The sequence below is a fragment of the Marinobacter sp. UBA3604 genome (assembly GCF_002375325.1).
GTDB classification, from domain to species: domain Bacteria; phylum Pseudomonadota; class Gammaproteobacteria; order Pseudomonadales; family Oleiphilaceae; genus Marinobacter; species Marinobacter salarius.
The window spans coordinates 15,867-39,462 of record NZ_DFMB01000047.1; the positions used below are offsets into that span (position 1 = coordinate 15,867).

At 58.2% G+C, this 23,596-nt stretch carries 22 protein-coding genes; 13 read left to right on the forward strand and 9 right to left on the reverse strand.

The window, feature by feature from the left end; translation table 11 throughout:
- Positions 1-123 precede the first annotated feature (123 nt).
- On the forward strand, positions 124-759 hold the full coding sequence (locus B2590_RS14630) for a hypothetical protein (RefSeq protein WP_286811595.1): 636 nt from the start codon (positions 124-126) through the stop codon (positions 757-759).
- Between the two features lie 48 nt (positions 760-807).
- On the opposite strand, the gene B2590_RS14635 is transcribed toward B2590_RS14630, so the two are convergent.
- From B2590_RS14635 to B2590_RS14650, 4 genes are all read right to left on the reverse strand, one after another.
- Complete coding sequence (locus tag B2590_RS14635) at positions 808-1,929, reverse strand: HupE/UreJ family protein (RefSeq protein ID WP_286811594.1); 1,122 nt, start codon at positions 1,927-1,929, stop codon at positions 808-810.
- Complete coding sequence (locus B2590_RS14640; protein ID WP_286811593.1) at positions 1,926-3,023, reverse strand: tetratricopeptide repeat protein; 1,098 nt, start codon at positions 3,021-3,023, stop codon at positions 1,926-1,928. Before B2590_RS14640 ends, B2590_RS14635 begins: the two co-directional genes overlap by 4 nt.
- A gap of 88 nt (positions 3,024-3,111) precedes the next feature.
- Positions 3,112-3,357: a hypothetical protein gene (locus tag B2590_RS14645; RefSeq protein ID WP_286811592.1), complete on the reverse strand. Its 246-nt coding sequence runs from the start codon at positions 3,355-3,357 to the stop codon at positions 3,112-3,114.
- 13 nt (positions 3,358-3,370) lie between these two features.
- Positions 3,371-4,852 (reverse strand): DUF4331 domain-containing protein, encoded by a 1,482-nt coding sequence (locus B2590_RS14650; RefSeq protein ID WP_286811591.1) that lies wholly within the window; start codon positions 4,850-4,852, stop codon positions 3,371-3,373.
- A 170-nt stretch (positions 4,853-5,022) separates the two neighbouring features.
- On the opposite strand from B2590_RS14650, the gene B2590_RS14655 reads away from it, so the two are divergent.
- Together B2590_RS14655 and B2590_RS14660 are read left to right on the forward strand one after the other, a co-directional pair.
- Complete coding sequence (locus B2590_RS14655) at positions 5,023-5,580, forward strand: sigma-70 family RNA polymerase sigma factor (protein WP_286811590.1); 558 nt, start codon at positions 5,023-5,025, stop codon at positions 5,578-5,580.
- Positions 5,577-6,284, forward strand: a complete 708-nt coding sequence (locus tag B2590_RS14660; protein ID WP_286811589.1) for an anti-sigma factor — start codon at positions 5,577-5,579, stop codon at positions 6,282-6,284. Before B2590_RS14655 ends, B2590_RS14660 begins: the two co-directional genes overlap by 4 nt.
- 30 nt (positions 6,285-6,314) lie before the next feature.
- Here the strand turns inward: B2590_RS14660 and B2590_RS14665 are convergent, their stop codons facing one another.
- The gene (locus B2590_RS14665) at positions 6,315-7,736 is read right to left on the reverse strand and encodes an HDOD domain-containing protein (RefSeq protein WP_286811588.1); all 1,422 of its coding nucleotides are present in this window, start codon (positions 7,734-7,736) and stop codon (positions 6,315-6,317) included.
- Positions 7,737-7,937: 201 nt separating this feature from the next.
- Between B2590_RS14665 and B2590_RS14670 the strand changes: the two genes are divergently transcribed.
- The 3 genes from B2590_RS14670 (at position 7,938) to B2590_RS14680 (ending at position 10,587) form a co-directional block, all read left to right on the forward strand.
- Positions 7,938-8,945 (forward strand): methionine ABC transporter ATP-binding protein, encoded by a 1,008-nt coding sequence (locus B2590_RS14670; RefSeq protein ID WP_007155139.1) that lies wholly within the window; start codon positions 7,938-7,940, stop codon positions 8,943-8,945.
- Positions 8,945-9,622 (forward strand): methionine ABC transporter permease, encoded by a 678-nt coding sequence (locus B2590_RS14675; protein WP_007155138.1) that lies wholly within the window; start codon positions 8,945-8,947, stop codon positions 9,620-9,622. Before B2590_RS14670 ends, B2590_RS14675 begins: the two co-directional genes overlap by 1 nt.
- A gap of 182 nt (positions 9,623-9,804) precedes the next feature.
- A complete protein-coding gene (locus tag B2590_RS14680) occupies positions 9,805-10,587 on the forward strand; it encodes a MetQ/NlpA family ABC transporter substrate-binding protein (RefSeq protein WP_286811587.1) in 783 nt (260 codons plus the stop codon).
- A 76-nt stretch (positions 10,588-10,663) separates the two neighbouring features.
- Here the strand turns inward: B2590_RS14680 and B2590_RS14685 are convergent, their stop codons facing one another.
- Both B2590_RS14685 and B2590_RS14690 read right to left on the reverse strand, forming a co-directional pair.
- Positions 10,664-11,317, reverse strand: coding sequence for a peroxiredoxin (locus B2590_RS14685; protein WP_286811586.1), 654 nt, complete (start codon positions 11,315-11,317; stop codon positions 10,664-10,666).
- A gap of 137 nt (positions 11,318-11,454) precedes the next feature.
- Positions 11,455-12,813, reverse strand: a complete 1,359-nt coding sequence (locus B2590_RS14690; protein WP_286811585.1) for an alanine/glycine:cation symporter family protein — start codon at positions 12,811-12,813, stop codon at positions 11,455-11,457.
- 243 nt (positions 12,814-13,056) lie between these two features.
- On the opposite strand from B2590_RS14690, the gene B2590_RS14695 reads away from it, so the two are divergent.
- The 3 genes from B2590_RS14695 (at position 13,057) to fghA (ending at position 15,448) form a co-directional block, all read left to right on the forward strand.
- Positions 13,057-14,028 (forward strand): alpha/beta fold hydrolase, encoded by a 972-nt coding sequence (locus tag B2590_RS14695; protein WP_286847968.1) that lies wholly within the window; start codon positions 13,057-13,059, stop codon positions 14,026-14,028.
- Positions 14,029-14,146: 118 nt separating this feature from the next.
- Entirely contained in the window at positions 14,147-14,566 is a 420-nt protein-coding gene (locus tag B2590_RS14700) for a CBS domain-containing protein (protein WP_036202051.1), read from the forward strand.
- Between the two features lie 36 nt (positions 14,567-14,602).
- Positions 14,603-15,448 carry an S-formylglutathione hydrolase gene (gene fghA / locus B2590_RS14705; protein ID WP_286811583.1) on the forward strand — a complete coding sequence of 282 codons (846 nt, stop codon included), beginning with the start codon at positions 14,603-14,605 and terminating at the stop codon, positions 15,446-15,448.
- A gap of 18 nt (positions 15,449-15,466) precedes the next feature.
- On the opposite strand, the gene B2590_RS14710 is transcribed toward fghA, so the two are convergent.
- Complete coding sequence (locus B2590_RS14710) at positions 15,467-16,588, reverse strand: HD-GYP domain-containing protein (RefSeq protein WP_091641492.1); 1,122 nt, start codon at positions 16,586-16,588, stop codon at positions 15,467-15,469.
- A 240-nt stretch (positions 16,589-16,828) separates the two neighbouring features.
- Here B2590_RS14710 and B2590_RS14715 point away from each other — a divergent pair, with 240 nt between their 5' ends.
- Positions 16,829-17,824 (forward strand): GGDEF domain-containing protein, encoded by a 996-nt coding sequence (locus B2590_RS14715; RefSeq protein ID WP_286811582.1) that lies wholly within the window; start codon positions 16,829-16,831, stop codon positions 17,822-17,824.
- Positions 17,825-17,838: 14 nt separating this feature from the next.
- Here B2590_RS14715 and B2590_RS14720 read toward each other — a convergent pair whose 3' ends face one another.
- Positions 17,839-19,227 (reverse strand): MATE family efflux transporter, encoded by a 1,389-nt coding sequence (locus tag B2590_RS14720; RefSeq protein ID WP_286811581.1) that lies wholly within the window; start codon positions 19,225-19,227, stop codon positions 17,839-17,841.
- Between the two features lie 165 nt (positions 19,228-19,392).
- Here B2590_RS14720 and B2590_RS14725 point away from each other — a divergent pair, with 165 nt between their 5' ends.
- The 3 genes from B2590_RS14725 to B2590_RS14735 all read left to right on the forward strand — a co-directional run bounded on the left by B2590_RS14725 (position 19,393) and on the right by B2590_RS14735 (position 23,529).
- Positions 19,393-20,259: a carboxylate/amino acid/amine transporter gene (locus B2590_RS14725; RefSeq protein ID WP_286847969.1), complete on the forward strand. Its 867-nt coding sequence runs from the start codon at positions 19,393-19,395 to the stop codon at positions 20,257-20,259.
- A 156-nt stretch (positions 20,260-20,415) separates the two neighbouring features.
- On the forward strand, positions 20,416-21,993 hold the full coding sequence (locus B2590_RS14730; RefSeq protein WP_286811628.1) for a methyl-accepting chemotaxis protein: 1,578 nt from the start codon (positions 20,416-20,418) through the stop codon (positions 21,991-21,993).
- 153 nt (positions 21,994-22,146) lie between these two features.
- Positions 22,147-23,529 carry a sodium-dependent transporter gene (locus B2590_RS14735; protein WP_286811627.1) on the forward strand — a complete coding sequence of 461 codons (1,383 nt, stop codon included), beginning with the start codon at positions 22,147-22,149 and terminating at the stop codon, positions 23,527-23,529.
- Positions 23,530-23,596: the final 67 nt, after the last annotated feature.

Below are 23,596 nucleotides of genomic sequence, written 5' to 3' on the forward strand. Positions count from 1 at the left end.
GCATTGTGATCCAGGATCAACGTATCCACGTTTATCTTTATGGCAGGAACAGGCTATGCTGTGAGTCAGGAAGAGCCCATTCTTCCTGAACGACCCTGATGGCATCGAGGAGGCGAGCGTATTATGAACCAACCGATGGCAATCGACGAACTGGTGTCTGTAGCACAGGCCGAAGCCATGGGGGAGCTTGATGCCCCGATGATGGCAATCGTACTGTCCAGCGAACAAAGCTACGACTTGCCCATTAACTCTCTTGAAACCGATGCCGACAAGGCCCGCTGGGGACTGATCCTCCGCGCTGCCCGAGAGCATGTGGAAGCCGATGCGGTTGCCGTGCTGTACCCGGCATGGACGACCATCCGCAGCAAGAAACCAGCGAAAGCCGAGGCAGGGTCAGAGGACACCCAGTCAGTGGCAGGCAGCGACGATGAGCAGCTCGTGCGTGGCGAAGATCCGGCAGAGCCCATCGACACACTGTTTGTGCAGTTGCATACACGTGACCGTATTTACTGGCGTGGTTTTGAGCAGATCCGTGATCCCAAGCACCAGCGCATTATCGGCTTCCGACGGATCAAGGCCCTGTCCACCGAATACGGTCGTGACGAAGCACCGTCTGTAACCTCATGGCTGAACACCCTGTTTGAGCCATTGCCCGATGAAGGCGAGGAAACCGAGGTGGATATGGAACTGGCGGACCTGCTGGATGAACCGGAGGTCAGCGCCGCTCTGTATCCACGCCAACTCCGTGCCCTGCACTGATTAATCGGCCATTGGGAGCCCCGGTGTCGAAAGGCACCGGGGCCAGGCTCAGATGGCCATAGCCCTCTCGGCCACCCAATACAGGCTGATCGCGCCTACTGCAATCAGTGTCAGGGGAACGACCGCCCTGCCGTAAAGGTGTGTTTTACCCCAGAGGTAAAGCAGCGGGAAGGCAATAACCAGCAGCCCCAATTGCCCGAGCTCTACGCCAATGTTGAAGCCGGCGAGGGCCAGGACAGTCTGGGAAACACCACTGGTGAGATCCCCCAAAACGCTGGCGAACCCGAATCCGTGTATTAGCCCGAATCCAAAGGCCAGCTTCCAGGTTTTTCTGCCCAGTATCGGCCACATCACGTTCATGGCTGCCACCGCTATGGACAGGGCGATGATGGTCTCCACCCAGGCGATGGGCAGACGAACAATACCAAGGGCTGCCAGTGCCAGGGTTACGGAGTGGGCCGCCGTGAATGCGGTCACGATACCCGTCAGCTCCCACAGTCGCTGCTTCAGCCCCACCGGCGTACTGCCATCGTTTTTTCTCAGTGTGGCCGGCAGCATCAGCACTAACAGAAACAGTATATGGTCAAGACCGATGAGCAGATGGATGACACCCTCGTACAGGAAGGTTCCGAACAGCTGCAGGCTTCCCGGTGCGTCGCCGGCGGAGAGCGAGAGTTGGCGACTGTCAGGGCCTACTACTCCCAGCGTGCTGGTGCCGTCGCTTTCAAGGCTTATCAGGCCGCGATGCAACGGGTCCTGTGAGAACAGAAGATTGTATGTCAGCGTGTCGGGCGCAGCGCCATCGGGGCAGCTAATGGTGTAGAGACCGGCGGCATAGGGGCCGTCGCTATGGCGGGAAAGCCCCCATTGCTGGCCGGTCAGGCGGCAATCGGCCTGGGCGCTGGACAAGGTTACGCCCTGCTCTACCCATCGAGTAATCTGGTCCCGGCCGGCACGGAGCTCCGCCCCACTGAGCTGGCGATCCCCGTTCTGGTCCAGCGGCAAGGCCACTGCAAGATCTCTGAGCGCCACGTCTATGCGTATTTCGCCCCGGTCCTGATTCAGGTAGATAAAGCTGTCGCTGGCTTTATGGGCCCATGCTGTGCCGGAGGTGAGGGCCAGCATGAGAAGCGATAGAGTCAGGCAGACTCGTTGTTTGAAGCGCTTCATGAGTCAGCCTCCGGATAACGGGCGTCTGATTGCCCGTGTTTCTCCAGCCAGGTTCTTACTTTTTGGGCTGGCTGTGCATCATTCGCTGCACGGGCAGCACGCAGAAGAAGTCGGGTATCGAGTGGCTCGCGCTGGCTGCGCCAGTTATCTGCCGCAAAGGTCAGTGCCGTATCGGCATCGCCTTCCACATCAAGCTGGAAGCGCGCCATGTCTCGCTGGTGCAGCAGGTTCCCGCGCCAGCGTGCTTCCGCGAAGCGTTCCCTGAGGCTTTCCGCCAACGTCTCGGCATTCGGGTGCCCGGACTCAGCCATGGCAATAGCCCGAATAACGGCCAGCGAATCCACTTGTTCATAGCCATCGGTCAGGGCCAGCACCTTGTCATTCTGGTTCCGGCCGAGATACCAGTCCGCTAACTGGGCGCGGGTATAGAGATCGTCGGGGCTGGTGCGGAGTATTGTCTGCCAGTGATCGGCTGCGGCGGGATTGCCCATCTGCGCGGCGATATCCCCCAGGGTCCCTTCTGCCCAAAGCCGGCTGGTGGTATTGGTGCTGGTGCTTTCTGATTTTTTCTGAAGGGCCTGATAGGCCGCCCTGGGGTTACCTGTGCGGGCGTTAACCTGGGCCGTGCAACTGTCGGCGATCAGGCCAGGATAGGATTGCTGCAACTGTCTGCAGCGCTTTCGTGCGTCTTCATAGTTGCCCTGAACGGTTTCCAGATTGGCCAGTAGCAACAATGCCTGATTTATCTGGAGTGCGCTGCCGGATCGGGCAATCACGGTTTCCAGGTCATTCCGGGCGCTGTCAAAACGGTGGAGGCTCTGGTCCAGCGTTGCTCTGAGTGTGAGCAGCCGGTCTGTCATCTCTCCGGGCCATCGCTGCAATATCCCGTCGGCGTAGCCCAAAAAACGGGGGTCTCCGGTGCTTCTGGCACGGGAGATCTGATTTTGTAAGGTGTCTGCCAGCTGCTCGGGTGAATCCGGCAGCTCGGAAGTGGTCAGTGCCGGCTCTGGCAGTTCAACAAGAATGTCGGTGTCGGAAAAATCTGTCTCGATAGGTCCGGGTGCAGCGGTTGCGACGTTTGGAAAACTGGCCATCAACAACAGCCCGACACAAAAAGCCCCGCCCCGAAGGGCAGGGAATGTGCTTGCCGGCTTCAGGCGTACTGAAGGCCGGCAAGGGGTCCTATTGGATGAACAGATCGTCGAACGCCTGTTCATTATTCTGGTCATTGAAGCTGAACTCCTTGTCGTTGATCTGAACGGCTTCACGGGTGTCGTCGGTGTTTGCGATCTCAGCCTTCACAAAGGTTGAGAAATCCACCGCCGGATCTGGCCTGTCACCGCCACCGCCACCGCTGGAGCCGTTGAAACAGCCCGTCAGCAGGATGGTTAGCGCTGAAAGCGCGGCAAGGTTAATTAACACTTTCATGCCTGACCTCCTCTTAGTTTGTTACGGCACCCGGAAGGGGCGTAATCAGATAAGGGAAGGACTCGTACTCATCAGACAGTGTGGTCGGGTCCGCTGCCAGTTGAACACCATCCGTGAACGGAGCGCCCGAGTTTGGAGCGTCTGGGTTCAACGCACCCATGGCAACACGAAGAGCAACATCGACGACATCGTCATACGGGCGACGGCCATTCGGGAAGCCGGCTTGATCCCCGGCCACAAAGCCAAGATCGTTTTGCGCATCCAGCGCCGTAGGCGCAACCGCGGTATTCAGCCGCACCATCTCCGATGCCTGCACGCCTACCGGCATGTTTGCCGGAACGCCGGTCAGGAAGGCAGAGACCAGGTCGGTCCGTGGAAAGTTGTTGGGTGCTTCCGCACCAGCGCCACTGAACAGGATCTCCAACAGCTCCGGCAGTGTCGGATGGGTCACATAGGTTGCAAACTGAGCGTCATCCTTCGGTTCACTGGCGTTAAAGCGGTCCTTGTCTTTCAGACCAATAACAACTTCATTGACCAGCGGCATGCCCAGACGGGATACCTGGGTATACGCGCCTCCTTCTACGGTCGCGCCTTTGCCATTTGTCGCCGGGGCCGGGTTGATCACCCGTGCCTGACGTACACTGGCGGTAGTCCAGCCACCAATGATGGGCTGGCCATCGGCGTTAGCCGCGGTGCCAGTCAGGCAGCTTGTGGGCACTTCCAAAGCAAGCGAGGTGACGTTCTTGTCTGCCAGATCATTGGTTTCGGCGTTGCGCGGGCCGAGAGGATTGGTGTTCACCAGGTCGAAGATCTCACCCAGATTCACCGCAAAGGCCTCTTTGCGCTGGCCAACGAACACCCTGCCGTTGGTGCCACACCCCGGAATTGCCATTTCGAACACGTGGTTATTGGCGTAGGTGGCGTAATCCGCAAAGGACTTTTCGCCGATATTGTCCAACGGCTTGTCAAATGTGCCGGTGCCGGTATCGACGTTGGTGGCCGTCTCAACCGTGCCAGTGCGGCGATCTCCGCGGACGACGGAGACGGTATACTCCTGGCTGAACTGGACGTTGGCTGGATCCGTGGCGTCGCCAATGTTTTTCAGCGGCACAGACACCTGCTCCTGAGCTCCGGCATCGCCAACGTCAAGCTGAATGTCGTTCAGCACGTCCGAGAACTGGAAGCGGAACGTCAGGTCTTCCTGGGCGTTACCGGAGTTGTCGATGTGGATTTCGTAAATGGCGTCGTCGTCCAGGTCGAAATAGTTTGGCCCGCCGTAGGCATCCTGTAGTGGCAGGTAGTTGGCGATGAGGGTGACGAAGCCTTCGCGTCCCGTCTCATAACTGCGGAACATGTAGAAGTCGGTACCGTCTACTTTTGGTGTTTCGGTAATAAAGGGAGCTTCGCGGTGGCTTGAGGCGTTTGCTGCGCCGGCACTGATACAGAGTCCGGCAACCGCAATGGCGAGGCCGGAGCGTTTCAATAAAGTATTCATTCCGTTTTCCTCTTGTATTGTTGGTGTTGCAAAAGACGTTACGTAGCCAGTACGGAGAAAGATGCAGTTGTCACAAAAAAATTTTACAACTACTGTCACAGTGCAACTTTCAAGCGCTGATGTGCGTAGAAACGGTATCAATACCGCAAACGGGCGAATGGATAGCGGACATGTCTGACATTGATAGCGAACAGGACGAGCTTATGGGCTTGCTGATGGCCATAGCTCATGAAGATCGACAGGCGTTCCAGCGCCTGTACCAGCGAATCTCCGGCAGGATGTTCGGGTTATGCCTGAAACTGGCAAACCAGCGGGACCTGGCTGAGGAAGCAGTGCAGGACGCATTTGTGCAGATATGGCACAACGCCAGTGAGTATCATAATGAACGGGGGGCGCCCCTGAGCTGGATGCTGACGATTGCCCGCTATCGGACACTCGATCTTATGAGGAACAGGAAATCGCGGCCGACGTCCGGCGATGCCCATCTTGAGCGTGTTGCCGATGAACGTGACGGCCCGCTGGACGAATCACTTCGCGTCGCGGGTAGCGCCGAGCTTCGCGGGTGCCTGGATGAACTCTCAGAGACGCAGCGGGACAGTATCCTGTTGTCTTATTATCGGGGGTTTACCCATGATGAGCTCTCCGAGGCCCTGAGTTCTCCCATTGGAACTGTAAAAAGCTGGATTCGGCGCGGATTAATGGCTCTGAAGAGGTGTCTGGAACGATGAAAAAGACACCGGAAAGAATAGAAGCATTGGCAGCGGAATACGTGCTTGGCTCCCTTCATGGGGCAGCCCGCCGACGTTTCGAGCGCTGGATGATGGAGTCGGTTCGAGTCCGCCAGGAAGTCTGGTTCTGGGAAGAGAAGCTGGGGCACTTGGGGGCACGCATTGAGGAAGAACAGCCTCCGGCGTCGGTCTGGGCTGGCATCGAACGCCGGCTTTGGCCTCGGGAGGATAAACCCGTATCGGCCGTCGCGGCCAATGATGCGCCTGGCCGCTGGTTCTGGCCGGGCTGGAGCATGCTGGCAACGGCTGCGGCGTTGGTTCTGGCCGTTTTCCTGGTGCAACAGCCAGAGCCCGAGATGGATGATCGTCTTTCGGGGGCCATCGTACAGGCGGACGTGAGTGATCCCCTATGGCTGGTCAGTGAGTCATCGCTCGACAGGCAATTGAAACTACGCCCCGTTGCCGCGACGGCGGCCCAGCAGGGCAAGGATTATGAATTGTGGATCGTGCCGGCGGATGGTCAGCCTCTCTCTCTCGGGGTTATTCCGGTAGGCGGAACCTATCAGGTAACCCTGGACGATGAGGCTCGGGCGCTTCTCAGCAACAGCCGAACACTGGCGATCAGCCTGGAGCCGGTGGGAGGTTCCCCCACCGGCCAGCCGACCGGGCCGATACTGCACGTTGCGAAACTGTATGAGCTCTGATTGTTGAGTGCGGATTAATGGCTCGGCAGACTAATGGTTCGATAGCAACGTGATGCACAGCTGGGCGTTCTGGACAAAGTGTCCGAACGCCGTTAACTGATCATCAGAGGGCACATAGTCTGCCGCCGCGTTGTCCGCGTAAAACAGGCCGACCAGTCGCCCCTTGGCTTTCAGGGGGCCGATCAGCGCCGGCACTTTCCCTAGCCAGCGATCGTAGGCAACGCCTTCGGTTTTCGTTTTTGGCAGATAGACACTGCAATCAGCGTGGGGTAAGAGCGCCCCGAGAGGACCGGTGCCATCCTTGCGGATGGTGAAGTTGTCCTTCCAGGCTTCGGTGCCCCTGCCACCCAACTTGCGCGGCACCAGTTCAAGCCCGCTGCGGTCGCTCATCAGCAGCACAACCCTCTGCATGCCGATTGCCCGGTGAATGCCTTCGATGACCAACTGACAGACTTCGTTGATGTCCGGTTTGTCGGTAAGGCTGTGGGTAAGATCGCGGAGAATCTGTAACTGCAGGTTGGGGTCCACCTCTGGTGCGCGCACCGCCTCCTCGCCGGAGCTGCCCTGGCTGCCAGGCATCAGCGCGGTCACCTGGGGAATGCCCAGCGACACCGCGACCCGCGCGGCTTCTCCGGCATTCACCTTGAGCTGGTCCCGAACGGCTGCAGGGTTCTCTCCGATGTCCTGCCCCAGGGCTTCCATGACCTTTTCCATGTCGTCGCCGCGCCAGCCATTCTCGGACAGTCTTGCCATCTCAACGGAGTGGCGCACCAGGCTGGCGGCCTTCGAATTGGCCTGCCCGGGCGCAACCACCTCGCGAATAAAGGGGCCGAGTGACCAGGCGTCCACCAGGCCACGGGTAATTTCGGTAAAGGTGGTGTGGAGCGCGGCTTTCTGGGCTTCCAGTGTCGGCTCCCCCTCGCGCAGCCGGGATTCCAGTTCACTGGCCTGCTCGGTCTCGCAGGACCAAAAAGCCAACTCGCCAATGTTCATCAGCAGGGCCCCGATGAACACTTCCTCCAGGGCGTGCTCGTTGCGCTTTGGCAGCAGGCAGCGGGCCTGGACGGCGGCGTGGATGGCGCGGGCCAGGCAGCGAAGCAGGTGTGGGCGGTCGTTGCGTTTGAGCAGGGAGTCCACGATCAGGGACGAGATGGCCATGGACTTCACGGCGTCGAAGCCGATCAGGGTGATGGCGCGGCTTACGGTGCTTACCTGGGTGCGAGTCTGGTTGTAGAACACCGTATTGGACAGCCGAAGCACCTGGGAAGTGAGCTGGGCGTCGTTGAGAATAACGTTTGCAAGCTCGTTAACCGTGCTGTTACTGCTGTCAGTCAGTTCACCAATTCTGCGAAGAGTGTTTGCCAGTACCGGCAGTTCCACTTTGCTGAGGTAGGTCACCCATGCCTGGGTCGAGTTCATCCTTGAGGGCGGAGTCTCGGTTTTTGTGGTCAAAATTGCGCGCGCCTCGGGATTGTTAGTCATGTTCTTGTAATGAATCAGTCTAGTTCAGTCGTGGTCTTCGTGTCAGGTGGCAAATGGTGTAAGGGGATTTACCAAGGTGGCGGATTCGGGTTTGCCATCGGTTTGGTTTATAATCGCGCGTTTTACCTCTGCACCCACAAGGCGCTGACAAAGCGTTCACAAGGCAACGTTGTGATTGTATTTGACCAGGTACAGAAGTCCTACCAGGTAGGTGGGCGGGCGATCCCCGCGCTACACCCCACCAGTATGACCATCGACACCGGCGAGGTGTTTGGCATCGTCGGCCACTCCGGCGCGGGCAAGTCCACCCTCGTGCGCCTGATCAATCTTCTGGAGCCACCCACCGGTGGTCGCATCCTGATTGATGATGAAAATATCACCGGCTACAACGCCAGCGAGCTACGGGCCTTCCGTCGCAAGGTGGGCATGATATTCCAGCACTTTAATCTGCTGTCCTCGAAAACGGTGGCGGACAACATTGCCTTCCCCATGAAACTCGCGGGCATTTATTCCCGCACCGAGATTCGTGACCGGGTGGACGAGTTGCTGAAACGGGTCAGCCTGGTGGATCAGGCCAATAAGTACCCATCGCAGCTCTCGGGTGGACAGAAGCAGCGTGTTGGCATCGCCCGCGCCCTGGCCTGCCGCCCGACGATCCTGCTTTGCGACGAAGCCACCAGCGCCCTCGACCCGCAAACCACCCAATCGGTCCTGAAGTTGCTGGCGGACATCAACCGCGAACTCGGCCTGACCATCGTACTGATCACCCATGAGATGGACGTGGTACGCCGTGTCTGTGACCGGGTAGCGGTGATGGATGCCGGCGAAGTCGTCGAAATGGGCGCGGTCAGTGATGTCTTCCTGCACCCGAAGCACCCCACCACCCGGGACTTCGTCTTCGAGAGCGAAAGCATCGACCATGAGGAAATGCAGCAGGACCTGCAGCACGCCAAAGGCCGCATCCTGCGTCTCACCTTCCGTGGCGAATCCACCTACACGCCACTGCTGGGCAGCGTGGCGCGGGAATCCGGCGTGGATTTCAGTATCCTCTCCGGCCGGATTGACCACATCAAGGACACGCCCTACGGCCAGCTGACCCTCTCGCTGGTGGGCGGCAATCTCGATACCGCCATGCAAGCCTTTGAGGCGGCGGACGTTCACGTGGAGGTGCTGCGCTGATGGAAGCCTTGATGGGAGACCTGTTGAGCAACGTGGACTGGACCGAGATCGGCTGGGCCAGTTGGGACACCCTGGTGATGGTGGGCATGTCGCTGCTGTTCAGCGTGCTGATCGGCCTGCCGGTAGGCGTTCTGCTGTTCCTGTTTGGCAAGCGCCAACTGCTGGAACAGCCCATCGCTTATGCGGTGCTGTCCTTTGTGGTGAACGTGCTGCGTTCCGTACCGTTTATCATCCTGCTGATTGTAATGATCCCGTTCACTGTCATGCTGATCGGCACGTCATTGGGCGTTGCCGGTGCGATTCCGCCGTTGGTGGCTGGGGGTGCCCCGTTTTTTGCACGTTTGGTCGAAACGTCCTTGCGCGAAGTGGACAGGGGAATCATCGAAGCTACCCAGGCCATGGGCGCGACAGTAAAGCAGATCGTATTCGGAGCCCTTCTGCCGGAGGCGTTGCCCGGGATCATTGCCGGTATTACCGTAACCGCGATTACGCTGGTTTCTTATGCAGCGATGTCCGGCGTTGTCGGAGGTGGCGGCTTGGGCGATCTGGCCATCCGCTTCGGTTATCAACGATTCCAGACCGATGTAATGGTCATTACCGTAGCCCTACTGGTTATTTTCGTACAGTTGTTACAAATGGCTGGAGATCGTTTGGTTCTATATTTCAGCCGCAAATAACAACAGCCCGATTATAGGTGGATGGTGGGAGGCAACTTCCGAAAACGTGGAGCGCCAAGGATGGCGCGACCGAGCCCTACAGGGACGTATTCACGGGCGTTTTTCGGCAGTTGCCTCCCACCGTCTGCCGTACTCCAAAGGCTAGATGAATTCATTGACAATACCCGCAGGAGAACGTGCTTATGAACTTCAAAAAGACCCTGGTGGCAGTGGCTGCCGTTGCAACATTCTCTTCCGCCGCGATTGCGGAAAAGCTTTCCGTGGCGGCAACGCCGGTACCTCACGCCGAGATCCTGGAATATGTTAAGCCCAAGCTGGCGGAGCAGGGCGTGGAACTGGACGTTAAAGTATTCACTGATTACGTTCAGCCCAATGTGCAGGTGGACCAGAAGCGGATGGACGCGAACTTCTTCCAGCATCAGCCGTACCTGGACGAGTTCAATGATGGCCGTGGTACCAACCTGGTCAGCGTAGTGGGTGTTCACGTTGAGCCTTTCGGTGCCTACTCAAGCCGGATCGACTCTCTGGAAGCGCTTGAAGACGGGGCCACAGTGGCGATCCCCAACGATCCCACCAACGGTGGCCGTGCATTGCTTCTGCTGCAGAAAGCCGGTCTGATCACCCTGAAGGACGGCAGCAAGATCACCGCTACGCCGCGTGATATCGCTGATAACCCGAAAGACCTGGAATTCAAGGAACTGGAGGCTGCTACCCTGCCGCGTATCCTGAACCAGGTGGATCTGGCGCTCATCAACACCAACTACGCGTTGGAAGCCGGCCTTAATCCGACGGAAGATGCGCTGGTTATTGAGGGGGCTGAATCGCCGTACGTGAACATTCTGGTTGCTCATGAAAGCCGCGCCAACGACGAGGCAATCCAGAAGCTGGCGAAGGTGCTGACAACGGATGACGTCAAGGCGTTTATCAAGAAGCAGTACGAGGGAGCCGTGGTTCCGGCATTCTGAGACCAGGGACGTTTTGGCATAGAAAAGCCGGGCATCAGCCCGGCTTTTTCGTTTCAGCGGATTGCGCGTTCAGCGCTTAATCGCCACTCCAGTTCGACCCGGGGTCCGGCGTCATCCGCAGGTAGGACTTCACCGCCCGATAGCCTTGCGGGAAACGTTCTTTTATTTCATCCTCATCCTGCAGGGACGGCACGATCACCACGTCGCCGCCGGGTTCCCAGTTGCCAGGTGTCGCCACTTTATGGATGTCCGTCATCTGCAACGAGTCGACTACCCGCAGCACTTCGTTGAAGTTGCGACCGGTGCTGGCCGGATAGGTAATCATCAGGCGGATTTTCTTGTTCGGATCGATTACGAACAGAGACCGCACGGTCAGCGTCTCACTGGCGCTGGGGTGGATCATGTCGTAAAGGTTGGACACCTTGCGATCATGGTCGGCAATGATCGGAAAATTGACGGCACAACCCTGGGTTTCGTTGATGTCCTTGATCCACTCCTTGTGGGAATCGACCGGGTCCACGCTCAGTGCGATCGCCTTGACGTCACGTTTGGCGAATTCGTCTTTCAGCTTGGCCGTCAGGCCCAGCTCCGTGGTGCACACCGGCGTAAAATCAGCAGGGTGTGAGAACAGTATGCCCCAGCTGTTGCCCAGCCAGTCATGAAAATCGATCCTGCCTTCACTGGAATCCTGCTCAAAATCCGGTGCGGTATCTCCCAGACGTAAACTCATCGCGTTTCCTCCTTTGATGATACGAAAGCCCGGCCAGACGAAGCGCCGGCATAAGATTCAGTCTATACGATAAACAGTGGAGGCGGATGGGAGAAAACCAAGGGCGTTGATTTGCCTCATCCGACTCCACTTCAGTATCAGCTAACGCCGACTGACCGTTCTTTCTCGAAATGCTCACGGGTGAGCTTGAACACCACGGGGCTCAGCAACAGCAAGGCCACGAGGTTTGGCAGCGCCATCATGGCGTTGAGCGTGTCGGCGATCAGCCAGATCAGGCCAAGGTTGATGGTGGCACCGACGGGGATCGCCAGTATCCAGACCACGCGGTACGGCACGATGGCTTTGACGCCGAACAGGAACTCAATGCAGCGCTCGCCGTAGAATGACCAACCAATAATGGTGGTAAACGCAAACGTCGCAAGGGAGATGGCGACAACGTAGTTGCCAAATCCTGGCAGTCCGGTTTCAAAGGCCAGCGAGGTCAGCGCAGCACCGGTCTCACCTGAGGTCCAGGCGCCAGAGCTGATGATGACGAGGCCGGTGATGCTGCACACGATAATGGTGTCGATAAACGTGCCCAGCATGGCGACCATGCCCTGATTGATGGGGCTCTTGGTCTGGGCTGCCGCGTGGGCAATAGGGGCGGAACCGAGGCCGGCCTCATTGGAGAAAATGCCGCGGGCCACACCAAAGCGGACGGCGGCCCAGACAGCGGCGCCGGCAAAGCCACCCTCGGCTGCAACCGGGCTGAACGCGTGAGTAAACACCATGGCGATGGCATTCGGAATCTGGTTGGCGTTAATGGCCAATACCATCAGGCCGACCAGGACATAGGCGATGGCCATAAACGGCACCAACGCGCTTGCGACCTGTCCGATACGTTTGATACCACCAATCAGTACAAGGCCCACCAGAGCCATCAGCACAAGGCCGGTCACCCAGTGTGGCAGGTTGAAGTTGGTTTCCAGAACATCCGCCACCGAGTTGGCCTGCACCGTGTTACCAATGCCAAACGCGGCCACCGCCGCGAAGATGGCAAACAGCACACCCAGCCAGGCCCACTTTTTGCCCAGGCCGTTGCGAATGTAGTACATCGGGCCACCCGTGTAGGCGCCGCGTTCGTCCACTTCCCGGAACCGTACCGCCAGTACCGCTTCGGAATATTTGGTCGCCATCCCGACCAGGGCGGTCAGCCACATCCAGAACAGGGCTCCTGGCCCGCCCAGGAAAACCGCGGTGGCAACGCCAGCGATATTACCGGTACCGACGGTGGCCGACAGTGCAGTCATCAGGGCCTGAAACGGGGGGATTTCACCCTCTGATTCAGCCCCGGTACGGCCCTTCCACATCAGTTGGAAACCGGCTCGCAGTTTCAATACCGGCATCAGCTTCAGGCCAATGCTCAGAAACAGGCCGACACCAAGAATCATCACCAGCATGGGCGGGCCCCAGACCAGTGCGTTAATGCTGCTAATAAAAGACTCAAAGGCTTCCATGGGAATCTCCCTGTGTTTGTGCCTTGGTAATGAGGAGCTTCCGCGACAACAGCAATATGGATCTGAACAATACAGATCCGAGTTTGGCGGGAGCTTATAACTCATTGAGTTTATATACTTATTTTTGTCTGTAAATATTCGCTGCAAAGAATTAGCCGTTCTGACACGCCGTGGGTCTGCAAAGCTATTGGATTCGGAGGCTCTCGGGTTAAGCTGTGGACTGGTTATCTCAGGAGTCCCTCGATGCCGGAAACCCTAAGCCGCTCTGATTGGAGTTCTGCCGATACGTCGGTCAACGCCATGCCCGAGACCGTTCACGTCCAGGCAGGCGAGCTGTCGTTCTGCGTGGAAACCCGGGGAGATCCCGCCGGGGAGCCAGTGATCTTCGTGATGGGATTGGGGGCGCAGATGACGCTCTGGCCGGAGGCGTTGCTGGACCAGTATGTTCGTGAAGGCTTCCGGGTAATCCGGTTTGATAATCGCGACATCGGGCTGTCATCGCACCTGAAGGATCGCCTGGAGGGTCATCCGGTTGCGGTCATGGCAAGGCACCGGATGGGCCTGCCGATCGCCGCGCCCTATACCCTGCATGACATGGCGGACGATGTCTGTAAGGTGATGGACGCCCTCAGCCTGACCTGCGCTCACCTGGTGGGTGTTTCCATGGGCGGCATGATCAGCCAGTTGGTGGCTGCGAATCGCCCCGAACGCGTGCGCTCGGCAACCCTTATCATGACCTCCACCAACAGCCCGCGCCTGCCGATGCCAAAATCAAAGCTGATCTGGCGCCTGGCAGGTATTGGCGCGAAGGGGCATGATGAAGCCGCAGTTGTCGCACGCTCCCTGGACTTCTGGAAGGCGATTCAGAGTCCGGGCTACCCACCTCGCGAACAGGAAGTGAGGGACCGGATCGTACGGGAGTTCCGGCGCAGCTATCATCCCGCCGGCATTCTCCGCCAGACCCGTGCCATCCTTGCCACTGGCAGCCTGTCATCAGCCACACGGCGCATACGGGTGCCGGTATCCGTGATTCATGGCAAGGCCGACCCGCTGGTGCGGCCGGTGGCTGCGGAGCAGTTGGGATACCTGATGCCTCATGCCCGCGTTGAGATGATTGACGGCATGGGGCACGATCTTCCGGAACCTCTGTTGTCGCGGTTTGCCCAGATCGGCTTTGAAACCATGGCGCAACAGCCGAGGCAGGGCAACGGCTGACGGCCGGTGCCCGCAGAAAGAGATGGCCGTTTGCGGGTTTATACTTCCAGTTTTCGTCCCCATTGCCTATGTTTAAAGAGGGACGAATCCAGAATATGACTGGTCAGGGAGTCTGCCAATGCAATCGCTAAAAGTATCCGATGTCATGTGGAACCACATCGAGCCCATTCGTCGTGGAACGCCCTTAACCAAAGTGGTCAAAACACTGCTTCACAACCACGTCACGGGGCTGCCGGTCGTGGATGACCACCGCAAGGTGATCGGGTTTGTTTCCGAGCAGGACTGTATCCACGCCCTGCTGGTGAGCAACTACCACCACGAAGGCGACCCGATCGTGGACGACGTTATGTTTCGCAATCCGGTCACCATATCCCCGGAAATGTCTGTTGTGGATCTGGCCCAGAACCTGGGCGCAGGCAAGCCCAAGGTCTACCCGGTGGTTGACCATGATCGTTTGATCGGTATTGTGACCCGCACTGCCATCCTGGCAGAGTTTGCAAAGGCCGGTTATGGCATAGAAGTACCGAAATACGCGTAGTCAGAAGACCGTGAATTTTCCGACTGAGAGGTATCCATGCAACTGCTCTCCACCAACGTCTGTTTCGACGGCGAACACCGGCGCTACCAGCACCACTCGGCAGCCTTGGACTGCGTTATGGAGTTTGCGGTATACCTTCCCCCTGTTGCCGTGGGCAGCAATCCGCAAAAAGTGCCGGTTCTCTATTGGTTGTCGGGGCTGACCTGTACCGACCAGAATTTCATGCAGAAGGCCGGCGCCCAGAAAAAAGCGGCGCAGTTGGGCATCGCCATTGTGTGCCCCGACACCAGCCCCCGTGGTCTGGATCTGCCCGGCGAGCACGACAGTTACGATTTTGGCAGCGGCGCCGGTTTTTATCTGAACGCCACACGCCAACCCTGGGCCCCTCACTATCGAATGTACGATTATGTGGTGAAGGAATTGCCGCAACTGGTGGAAGGCCACTTGCCGGTGACAGAGGATTGCAGTATCAGTGGTCATTCCATGGGTGGTCACGGGGCACTGATCGCGGCGCTGAAGAATCCCGGGCAGTACAGATCCGTGTCTGCTTTTGCGCCGATTGCCAACCCCAGCGAGTGCCCCTGGGGTCAAAAAGCCTTCAGCGGTTATCTGGGGGACGACCCGAAAACCTGGGAAGAGTGGGATGCGACGCTGTTGATTCCCGGCGCCAGCGAACGCTTACCGCTGCTGGTGGACCAGGGTACAGCGGATGACTTCCTTGAAAGTCAGCTCAATCCCGAGGCGCTGGTCGAGGCATGTGAGAAGGTGCATCACCACATCAATCTGAGAATGCACCGGGGTTATGATCACAGCTACTTCTTCATCGCCTCGTTCATCGATGACCATCTTGAGCATCACGCCCAGGCGTTGGGCTTGAGATAATACAGAGCGCGTAGAGCGTTAGTGGAAACCCCAGAGTAGCCCGAAGTCCATGGAGGGCATCACTTCGGGCTGTTCAACGTTGATAATATTGAAATCCGGCTGGCTGCAATCCCGCTCAAAGGTGCCGCTGTAACGGTTGCCCCTGGGACCAATGATGGCTTTGGCAAACGGGCCACGGTGACGGTGCGGGCGCCGGACAATCACCGCCACTTCGTTGTTGGCGAGCCTCACCAGAGTTCCTGGCGGATGATCGGTCAGAATGGCCAGCAGAGCCCGCGGAATGGCAGGGCGTAGTTTGCCGTCGGCCAGCGAAGCGATCAGTTTGCGGGCCTCGGTTATGTTCATTCGTTCGCGATAAGCCCGCTTCGTTATCATTGCCACATAGCGTTCCGCCAGCGCCAGGATTTCCGCCTCACCCCGTATGTCGGTACCACTCAACCCATTGGGATAGCCCGAACCGTCCGCCTGTTCGTGGTGCTGCGCAATGATTTTGAGTAGCAGTGGGCTGGTGATGTCGGCCTCTTTGAGTGCCTGAACGCTGCGTTCGGGGTGTTTGCGTATCACCGCGCGCTGCTCGTCGGTCAATACCCGGTTGGAAGCATTGAGTTTGTCGGCCACCGGCACCAGAGCCAGGTTTGCCATTAGCGCAGCACTGATCAGTACGGCGATCCGCTTGTCATCGAGACCGAACCGCCGTGCAGTAAACTGACAGAGAACGGCATAGAACAGTATCTGTTCATGGATGGTGGGCTCGATCGAGTACAGGTGCACCAGTGCCAGGCTGGCCTCCGGGGATTCCTGGCACATCTGGTCAATCATTCGTGACAGGCCAAGTACCCGTTGGCGGGCACTGTCATCCTGGTTGGTAATGGCGTTTAGCGAGGATTCCAGGGTTTGCAGTAATACGGGATAATCCGCAAATGGGTTGCGAAGACGGATATCTTCCTGAATATCCTCGTCGGGGCGCTCAATCACCCGGGGCTGGAACAGGCCACGCTCGAACAACTGCTCCAGCTGAATGTCATTCTGTATGACGTAGCCCTGTCTCAGCAGAACATTGCCATCGGCGTCATAGACCGTCCAGGGCAAAGGCTTTCCAATGGTCAATGCGCCGGGTGCGATACGAAGAAGGTTCTGCACTCAATGGCTTCCTGGTGCTTATTATAATAATGCTTAAGTTTACCCCTTAAGCCGATACCAACTCCAGTTGTTGAACGGTCGGGAATGGGACGTTTGCGGTGATATGGGAATCTGCGTCCTTTGATTTAACAAAGTATTTCATTTGTGCGTTTGTTAAATTTCGTTGCGTTCAGCTTCCGTAATCGGATCTTGCGCTATGATAGTTTGCTAATAAGACCTTGGTAGGAATGTACTGTCACTATGCTCTATCGTCTGAAAACAGATTTCAGGCTGTCTATCATCACGTTGTTGGCCATCAGTGCCATTCTGGGGATAACCCCCTTTGCGGTGATGCGGTTTGTCCAGGGCAACGTGCTGGCCGGGGTGGTCGATCTGGGTATTATGCTGGCGATCACCGCCGGAATGATTTACGCCTGGATAACAGGCGATACCGCCCGCAGTGGTTTTGCAATGGCCCTGGTGGCCTGCGGCGGGGCGGTGACAGTGGGAGCGTTGGTCGGAGAACCTGGGCTGTTCTGGTTATATCCGTGCCTGGTGACAAGCTTCTTCCTGACGGAACCCCGCTACGCAATTTTTATCAATCTGGCCGCCGTTGTTGCCTTGATGGTGCATGGCGTGGCCTTCAGTTCTCTTGTCCAGATGTGGACCTTCGCCGCCACGGCTATGGTCGTCAGCTGCTGCGCCTATGTGTTTGCCCATCGCAACGAGAACCAGCGGGAGCGCTTGGAACACCTGGCCACAATCGACCCCCTGACGGGCGTCAAAAACCGCCGCTCCATGGATCAGGAGCTGGCAATGGCCGTTGCCAGCGCCTCCAGAAACGGCATCTCCTACGCCCTGGTGTTGCTGGATATCGACTACTTCAAGAAGATCAACGACGAGTATGGGCACAACGTAGGGGATGACGTGCTGGTGGAAATGGTGGCGTTGATCGAACAGAACATCCGCAAGTCCGATCAACTGTTCCGCTTCGGCGGTGAAGAGTTTGTATTGCTGATGCCCGGGGTGGATTCAACCGGGTTGAGGGCGGTCATGCACAACCTGCAGCACATCATGCACAGGTTCCTGCGTCACCCCGGGGGACAGGTCACCGCCTCCTTTGGCGTTGCCCTGCTCCAGGCTGGCGAAACGCCTGACGATTGGCTGGCGCGGGCGGATGAAGCACTTTATGAGGCAAAGGACACCGGGCGCGACCGTATTGTCTACGCGGACGACATGGTCGCCAGCCCTGCGTGACCGCCCCGGCAAGACTATTCTGGTTTTGGCGAGTACAGGAACAGTCGCAGTCCCAACAGGATGCTGGCTGACGCCAGTCCACAGGTAAGCCCCACCCAAAAACCAGCGGCTCCCATGGCGGGCAGCAGCCAGTCGGTAAACGTGAGTACCCACCCCAGAGGCAGTCCAACGCCCCAGAATGAAAACAGCATGATGAACATGGGAATGCTGGTGTCCTTGTATCCCCGCAAGGCGCTGATGCAGGTCACCTGAATCACATCGGCGATCTGGAAGAAGGCCGCATACACCAGCAGCGTCACCGTCACGGACTGAACATCCTGCTCACCGGTGTAAAGCGCTGCAATACCCTCTGCGAACACAAACAGCAGCACGGCAAATACCAGCGCCACCGCTGACGCCAGAATCAGCGAACTGCGGGCGATGAGCCGGGCAGTATCCGGCGCTTTTGCACCCACCAGGAAACTCACCCGCAGGGTCAGAGCCATGCCGATGCTCAGCGGCAGCATGAACACCAGCGATACCACGTTCAGAGCAATCTGATGCCCCGCCACAATCACTGGCCCCAGCGGTGCCAGGAACAGGGCTATGACCGAGAACATGCTGGCTTCCACAAAGATGGTAAAACCAATGGGGATGCCCAGGCGCAGGATATAGCGGATGCCCTCTGCGTCCGGTTTGGCCCAGTCTGCCAACAGGTGAAAACGGCGATACACCGCACTGCGGTTCAGGTAGATCAGTAGCGCCAGGGCCGCAACGCCGTTGGAGATGGAGGTAGCCCATCCGCAGCCGATGCCGCCCATGGCCGGGAGGCCGAGTTTGCCGTAAATGAAGATGTAGTTCAGGGGCAGGTTGATCAGGGTTCCCAGCACCGAGAAAGCCATAATCACCCGGGTATGTCCGAGCCCGTCCGTCAGCCCCCTCAGTGCCATGATCATCAACATCGCAGGAATGCCCCAGGCGAAGGCGTCCAGGTAGCCCTGGGTGATACGGGCGGTGTTGGTTTCCAGATTCAGGGCATCCAGTACCGGGTGCACGTTGGTCAGCAGCAGGATCATGATCACCGTGCCGCCGGCTGCGATATAAAGCCCCTGCCAGGTCGCGGGCATGATTCTCTCGGTGGTGCGCGCCCCGTTATAACCGGAAATGATCGGCTGCAAGGCCCCCAGGAGTCCCATGAAAAAGAGGAACACCGGCATCCACAGGCTACTGCCAATGCCCACGGCCGCCAGGTCTTCGGCACTGGCGTGGCCTGCCATCACGGTATCAATGACCCCGTTGGCCATCTGCGCCACCTGGGCAATCAGGATCGGTCCGCCCAGGACGGCCAGCGTGCGCCACTCGGTCAGCGTACGCTGGACCAGCGGCTGGCGGACTTCTGGTAATGGCTGGTGGGTTTCGTCCATGGAATCGTGAGCCTGGGCCGGAGAAGTAAATCGGAATGTGTCAGGAACGCGGGATGGTACCCCATTCCTCACCCCGAATGTCATAGGGTGTTTCCGCCGCACTGTGTACAACCCAGTGTGGTAGCGGGTAAAGTGCCGCCTTCCAATGTTTCAGGTGCGGGTAATATGGGTCTTCTGATTTTCGTAACAGTCCTGTGGGCGTTTTCGTTCAGCCTGATTGGCGAATTTCTGGCCGGGCGTGTGGACAGTGATTTCGCAGTATTGACCCGTGTGGTGCTTGCCGCCCTGGTGTTTCTGCCGCTGACCCGCTGGCGTGGAGTTCCCGGCGGATTGAAACTGGGCGTGCTGGTCACTGGTATGCTGCAGTTCGGCGTGACCTACTTGTGCCTGTATCGCTCGTTCAGCTACCTGACAGTGCCGGAAGTTCTGCTGTTTACCATTTTCACGCCACTGTATGTCACCCTGATCGATGACGCCCTGTACCGGCGCTTCTCGCCGATTGCTCTGGTTGCCGCGGCTGTGGCAATGCTGGGTGCGGGGATTATCCGTTACGACGGCCTGAGCCAGGGCTTTATCACTGGCTTCCTGCTGTTGCAGGTGGCGAACTTCACCTTTGCGGCGGGCCAGGTCGGCTACAAGCACACCATGATGCGCTTCCCAACGGAACTGCCAGCCTACCGTACGTTTGGTTATTTCTTTTTCGGGGCATTGATCATTGCCCTGCCATCCTTCCTGATCTTTGGCGATGCCAGTCGTCTGCCCACTACCTCGTTGCAGTGGGGCATTCTCGCCTGGTTGGGCCTGGCAGCGTCCGGTATCGGGCTGTTCCTGTGGAACCGGGGGGCATGCCATGTGGATGCCGGCACTCTGGCGATCATGAACAACGTGTTGGTGCCCGCCGGGCTGCTCGTTAATCTGGTGATCTGGAACCGGGATGCCGACCTGTTGCGACTGGCCATCGGCGGTGGTGTTATCGCCCTGTCGCTGTGGCTGAATGCGCGTTTTCATCCCCGCGCCAGGCTGGCGGTGTAACGGTATTTCGCGTCGTCTGTAAAGGAGCGTCTCGGTTCGCTCTGATATCCGCTGGACATCGTATATTTCCCACTTTTTGCTGACGGCGTCTACGCTTAGAGTTGCCATAATTGCCAAACCAAATGTGGAATGGCCATGTCAGGGAGACAGCCCGTAATGAGAAAAAACCTTCCGGTTACCCAGCGTGAAGTCAGAATGTCCGCAAGCGGTCGGCTGATTACCACCACCGATTCAAGAGGCGTCATTACCTACTGCAACGACGAATTCGTCGACATTAGCGGTTTCTCTCGAGAGGAGTTGGTCGGCCAGCCCCACAACGTGATCCGTCACCCGGATATGCCTTCAGCCGTATTTCAGGGCATGTGGGAGTACCTCAAGGCCGGAAAACCCTGGATGGGCGTGGTCAAGAACCGCACCAAGAGCGGTGACCACTACTGGGTGAGCGCTTACGTGACCCCGATTCTTGAAAACGGAAAAATGATTGGCTTCGAGTCGGTACGAGTCTCGCCAACCCGTGAGCAAGTGGCGCGGGCTGAGAAACTCTACCCTAAGCTATCCTCCGGCAAGTCGGCAGTCAGTGTCCAGGGCCAGCTTGTCTCTGCCATGCGATCAGGATGGCCCTTTGCCCTTTCGCTGGCCCTGAGCCTGGTGGCGTTAACTGCCATAGGTAATACCGGGATGGCCATCGGCCTGATTGTGGTCGCTCATGTGTTGGCTGCAGGGTTGACGCTTCGCTCCATCACCGCTCGCTTACAGGGCCTGCTTGATCTGCGTCCCGATGCCTTCCGCGATGGTGTTGTTGCACGGACCTACAGCGATGAAAACGGCCTGTTTTCGCAAATGGCGATGCTGATCATGAGCGAGAAAGCGAGGATTCGTACTGCTCTGGCCCGTATTGATGACCAGGCGGAGCTTCTATACGAGCATGCCAGGGCGAGCCACCGCTACATCAGCGAGGGCGCCGAGTCGATTGCCAAACAGCGGGCCGAGACCGACCAGACCGCATCGGCTATAAACGAAATGACGGTGTCGATCCAGGAAGTGACCGAAACCGTGAATGGCAACGCCAAAGTGGCGGAAGAAGCCAACCGGATGGCGGCCACCGGCAGCAAGCGCAGCGGTGAGGCCTTGACGGCCATCGAACAGCTGGTGACCCGGGTGAACGGCATTGGTACGGCCATCCAGAAACTGGGTGCCTCAACGGAAAGCATTGGTGAGGCCGCCAGCCTGATCTCAGACATCGCTGAACAAACCAACTTGCTGGCACTGAATGCGGCCATCGAAGCCGCCCGTGCTGGCGAGCAGGGTCGAGGGTTCGCCGTGGTGGCGGACGAGGTCCGGTCTCTGGCCCGCCGCACCCGGGATTCCACGGTCCGTATACAGCAGGTCATCGATGATTTCCGTAGCCAGGTAGAGCAAGCCGTACAGGCCACCCGTGAAGGGGAGCAAGATGCGGGCAAGGGTCTGGAGAAGGTGCGGGAGGCAGAAACGTCCTTGCAGGAAATCGTGTCTTCGATCCACGATATCTCCGACAGCTTCATCAGCATGTCGGCGGCCTTTGAGGAGCAGAGCCAGGTATCCGAGGAGATCAACCATCAGGTAGTGAATATTGCCGAACTGGCCGATCATAGTACCCAGCAGGCGGATTCCGCCAAGGATAGCAGTAACAGCCTGAGCCAGATGTCCCGCGGGCTGAAAGATCTGGTCTCCCGGTTCGTGAGTAAAAACGGCTAGTTATCGTCCGGCCCCGGAGATGTTTACATCCCGGTGCCGGCCCTGGCTGGCATCCTGCGAATACTGCTGGCAAAATCCCGCCCCATCTGCTGAAGCAGGCCTTCGGCATACCTCTTCTAATCGATTCATCGGCCAAAAGCACAGGATGAAACAATGACTGGTTCCAAATCTACTCCGGCTCATCGCGGGCTATGGTCCTCCCGTATGGCCTTTATCCTGGCCGCGACCGGTTCGGCCGTCGGGCTGGGCAATATCTGGAAGTTTCCCTACGTAACCGGCGAAAATGGTGGTGGCGCCTTCGTACTCGTATACCTGCTGTGTATCGCCATCGTCGGTATTCCCATCATGATGGCGGAAGTGTATATCGGCCGTAGTGGCCGACATAACCCGATCACCAGTTTCCGCCTGGTGGCAGAGCGCAACCTGGCGTCACCGTTATGGCGGATTTCTGCCATTGTGGGTGTGCTGGCAGCGTTCATTATCCTGTCGTTCTATTCGGTGATTGGGGGCTGGGCGGCGTCCTACGTCGGCCACGCTGCCATGGGCGACTTTACCGGCCAGAGCGCGGACGCCATCGGTGAGCTGTTCGGCGGCCTGCTGGCCAGCCCGGTTACACTGTTGATCTGGCACACCATCTTTATGGCATTGGTGATTTTCGTGGTGGCCCGTGGCCTCAAATCCGGCCTGGAGCGAGCCGTCACCATCCTGATGCCCGCCCTGTTCGTGTTGCTGCTGGTTGCGGTGGGCTATGCCACTACCACCGGCCACTTCGGTGCTGCTGTCGCCTTCCTGTTTACGCCTGATTTTGGCGCCCTGACCATGGACGGCGTACTGGTGGCATTGGGCCATGCGTTTTTCACCCTGAGCCTGGGTATGGCCATCATGATGGCCTACGGCTCCTATCTGGGAGACGATGTGTCGGTCGGGCGGACTGCAGTGACCGTGTCCATCATGGATACCGTGGTGGCGCTGATGGCAGGCCTGGCGATTTTCCCGGTGGTCTTTGCCAATGGCCTGGAAGCCGGTGCGGGCCCCGGCCTGATCTTCCAGACCCTGCCGTTGGCCTTCGGCCAGATGCCGATGGGCAGCGTTTTTGGTGCCCTGTTTTTTGTGCTGCTGTTGTTCGCGGCCTGGACTTCCGCTATTTCACTGCTGGAGCCAGTGGTTGAATGGCTGGAAGACAAACTGATCGTTGGCCGTGTGGGAAGCACGGTGGTGGTGGGGGTTGCCTGCTGGCTGCTGGGTATTGCGTCCATCCTGTCCCTGAACGAGTGGTCTGGTTTCGCGCCCCTGGGCATGTTCGAGCGCTTCGAGGGCAACACCATCTTCGATCTGCTCGACTTCTTTACCGCCAACGTGATGCTGCCGCTGTCCGGCCTGCTGACGGCACTGTTTGTCGGCTGGTGCGTGGCGAAAGAGTCGTTGCAGAGCAATTTGGCCCTTTCTGGAGGCAGCTTTGCGCTCTGGTACAACCTGGTTCGCTTCGTAACACCGGTGGCGGTTGCTATCGTGTTTGTCTACAACCTGATGTCGTAAAGGCCGTCAGGGATTGAAAGAAACCCGGCCCACACGCGGCCGGGTTTTTTTGTTGTGCGCCAGGCAT

Coding starts and splice junctions, on each gene's coding strand:
- B2590_RS14630 (WP_286811595.1), top strand. CDS start 124: ATGAACCAACCGATGGCAATCGACGAACTGGTGTCTGTAGCACAGGCC.
- B2590_RS14635 (WP_286811594.1), bottom strand. CDS start 1,929: ATGAAGCGCTTCAAACAACGAGTCTGCCTGACTCTATCGCTTCTCATG.
- B2590_RS14640 (WP_286811593.1), bottom strand. CDS start 3,023: ATGGCCAGTTTTCCAAACGTCGCAACCGCTGCACCCGGACCTATCGAG.
- B2590_RS14645 (WP_286811592.1), bottom strand. CDS start 3,357: ATGAAAGTGTTAATTAACCTTGCCGCGCTTTCAGCGCTAACCATCCTG.
- B2590_RS14650 (WP_286811591.1), bottom strand. CDS start 4,852: ATGAATACTTTATTGAAACGCTCCGGCCTCGCCATTGCGGTTGCCGGA.
- B2590_RS14655 (WP_286811590.1), top strand. CDS start 5,023: ATGTCTGACATTGATAGCGAACAGGACGAGCTTATGGGCTTGCTGATG.
- B2590_RS14660 (WP_286811589.1), top strand. CDS start 5,577: ATGAAAAAGACACCGGAAAGAATAGAAGCATTGGCAGCGGAATACGTG.
- B2590_RS14675 (WP_007155138.1), top strand. CDS start 8,945: ATGGAAGCCTTGATGGGAGACCTGTTGAGCAACGTGGACTGGACCGAG.
- B2590_RS14680 (WP_286811587.1), top strand. CDS start 9,805: ATGAACTTCAAAAAGACCCTGGTGGCAGTGGCTGCCGTTGCAACATTC.
- B2590_RS14685 (WP_286811586.1), bottom strand. CDS start 11,317: ATGAGTTTACGTCTGGGAGATACCGCACCGGATTTTGAGCAGGATTCC.
- B2590_RS14690 (WP_286811585.1), bottom strand. CDS start 12,813: ATGGAAGCCTTTGAGTCTTTTATTAGCAGCATTAACGCACTGGTCTGG.
- B2590_RS14695 (WP_286847968.1), top strand. CDS start 13,057: ATGCCGGAAACCCTAAGCCGCTCTGATTGGAGTTCTGCCGATACGTCG.
- B2590_RS14700 (WP_036202051.1), top strand. CDS start 14,147: ATGCAATCGCTAAAAGTATCCGATGTCATGTGGAACCACATCGAGCCC.
- fghA (WP_286811583.1), top strand. CDS start 14,603: ATGCAACTGCTCTCCACCAACGTCTGTTTCGACGGCGAACACCGGCGC.
- B2590_RS14715 (WP_286811582.1), top strand. CDS start 16,829: ATGCTCTATCGTCTGAAAACAGATTTCAGGCTGTCTATCATCACGTTG.
- B2590_RS14720 (WP_286811581.1), bottom strand. CDS start 19,227: ATGGACGAAACCCACCAGCCATTACCAGAAGTCCGCCAGCCGCTGGTC.
- B2590_RS14725 (WP_286847969.1), top strand. CDS start 19,393: ATGGGTCTTCTGATTTTCGTAACAGTCCTGTGGGCGTTTTCGTTCAGC.
- B2590_RS14730 (WP_286811628.1), top strand. CDS start 20,416: ATGAGAAAAAACCTTCCGGTTACCCAGCGTGAAGTCAGAATGTCCGCA.
- B2590_RS14735 (WP_286811627.1), top strand. CDS start 22,147: ATGACTGGTTCCAAATCTACTCCGGCTCATCGCGGGCTATGGTCCTCC.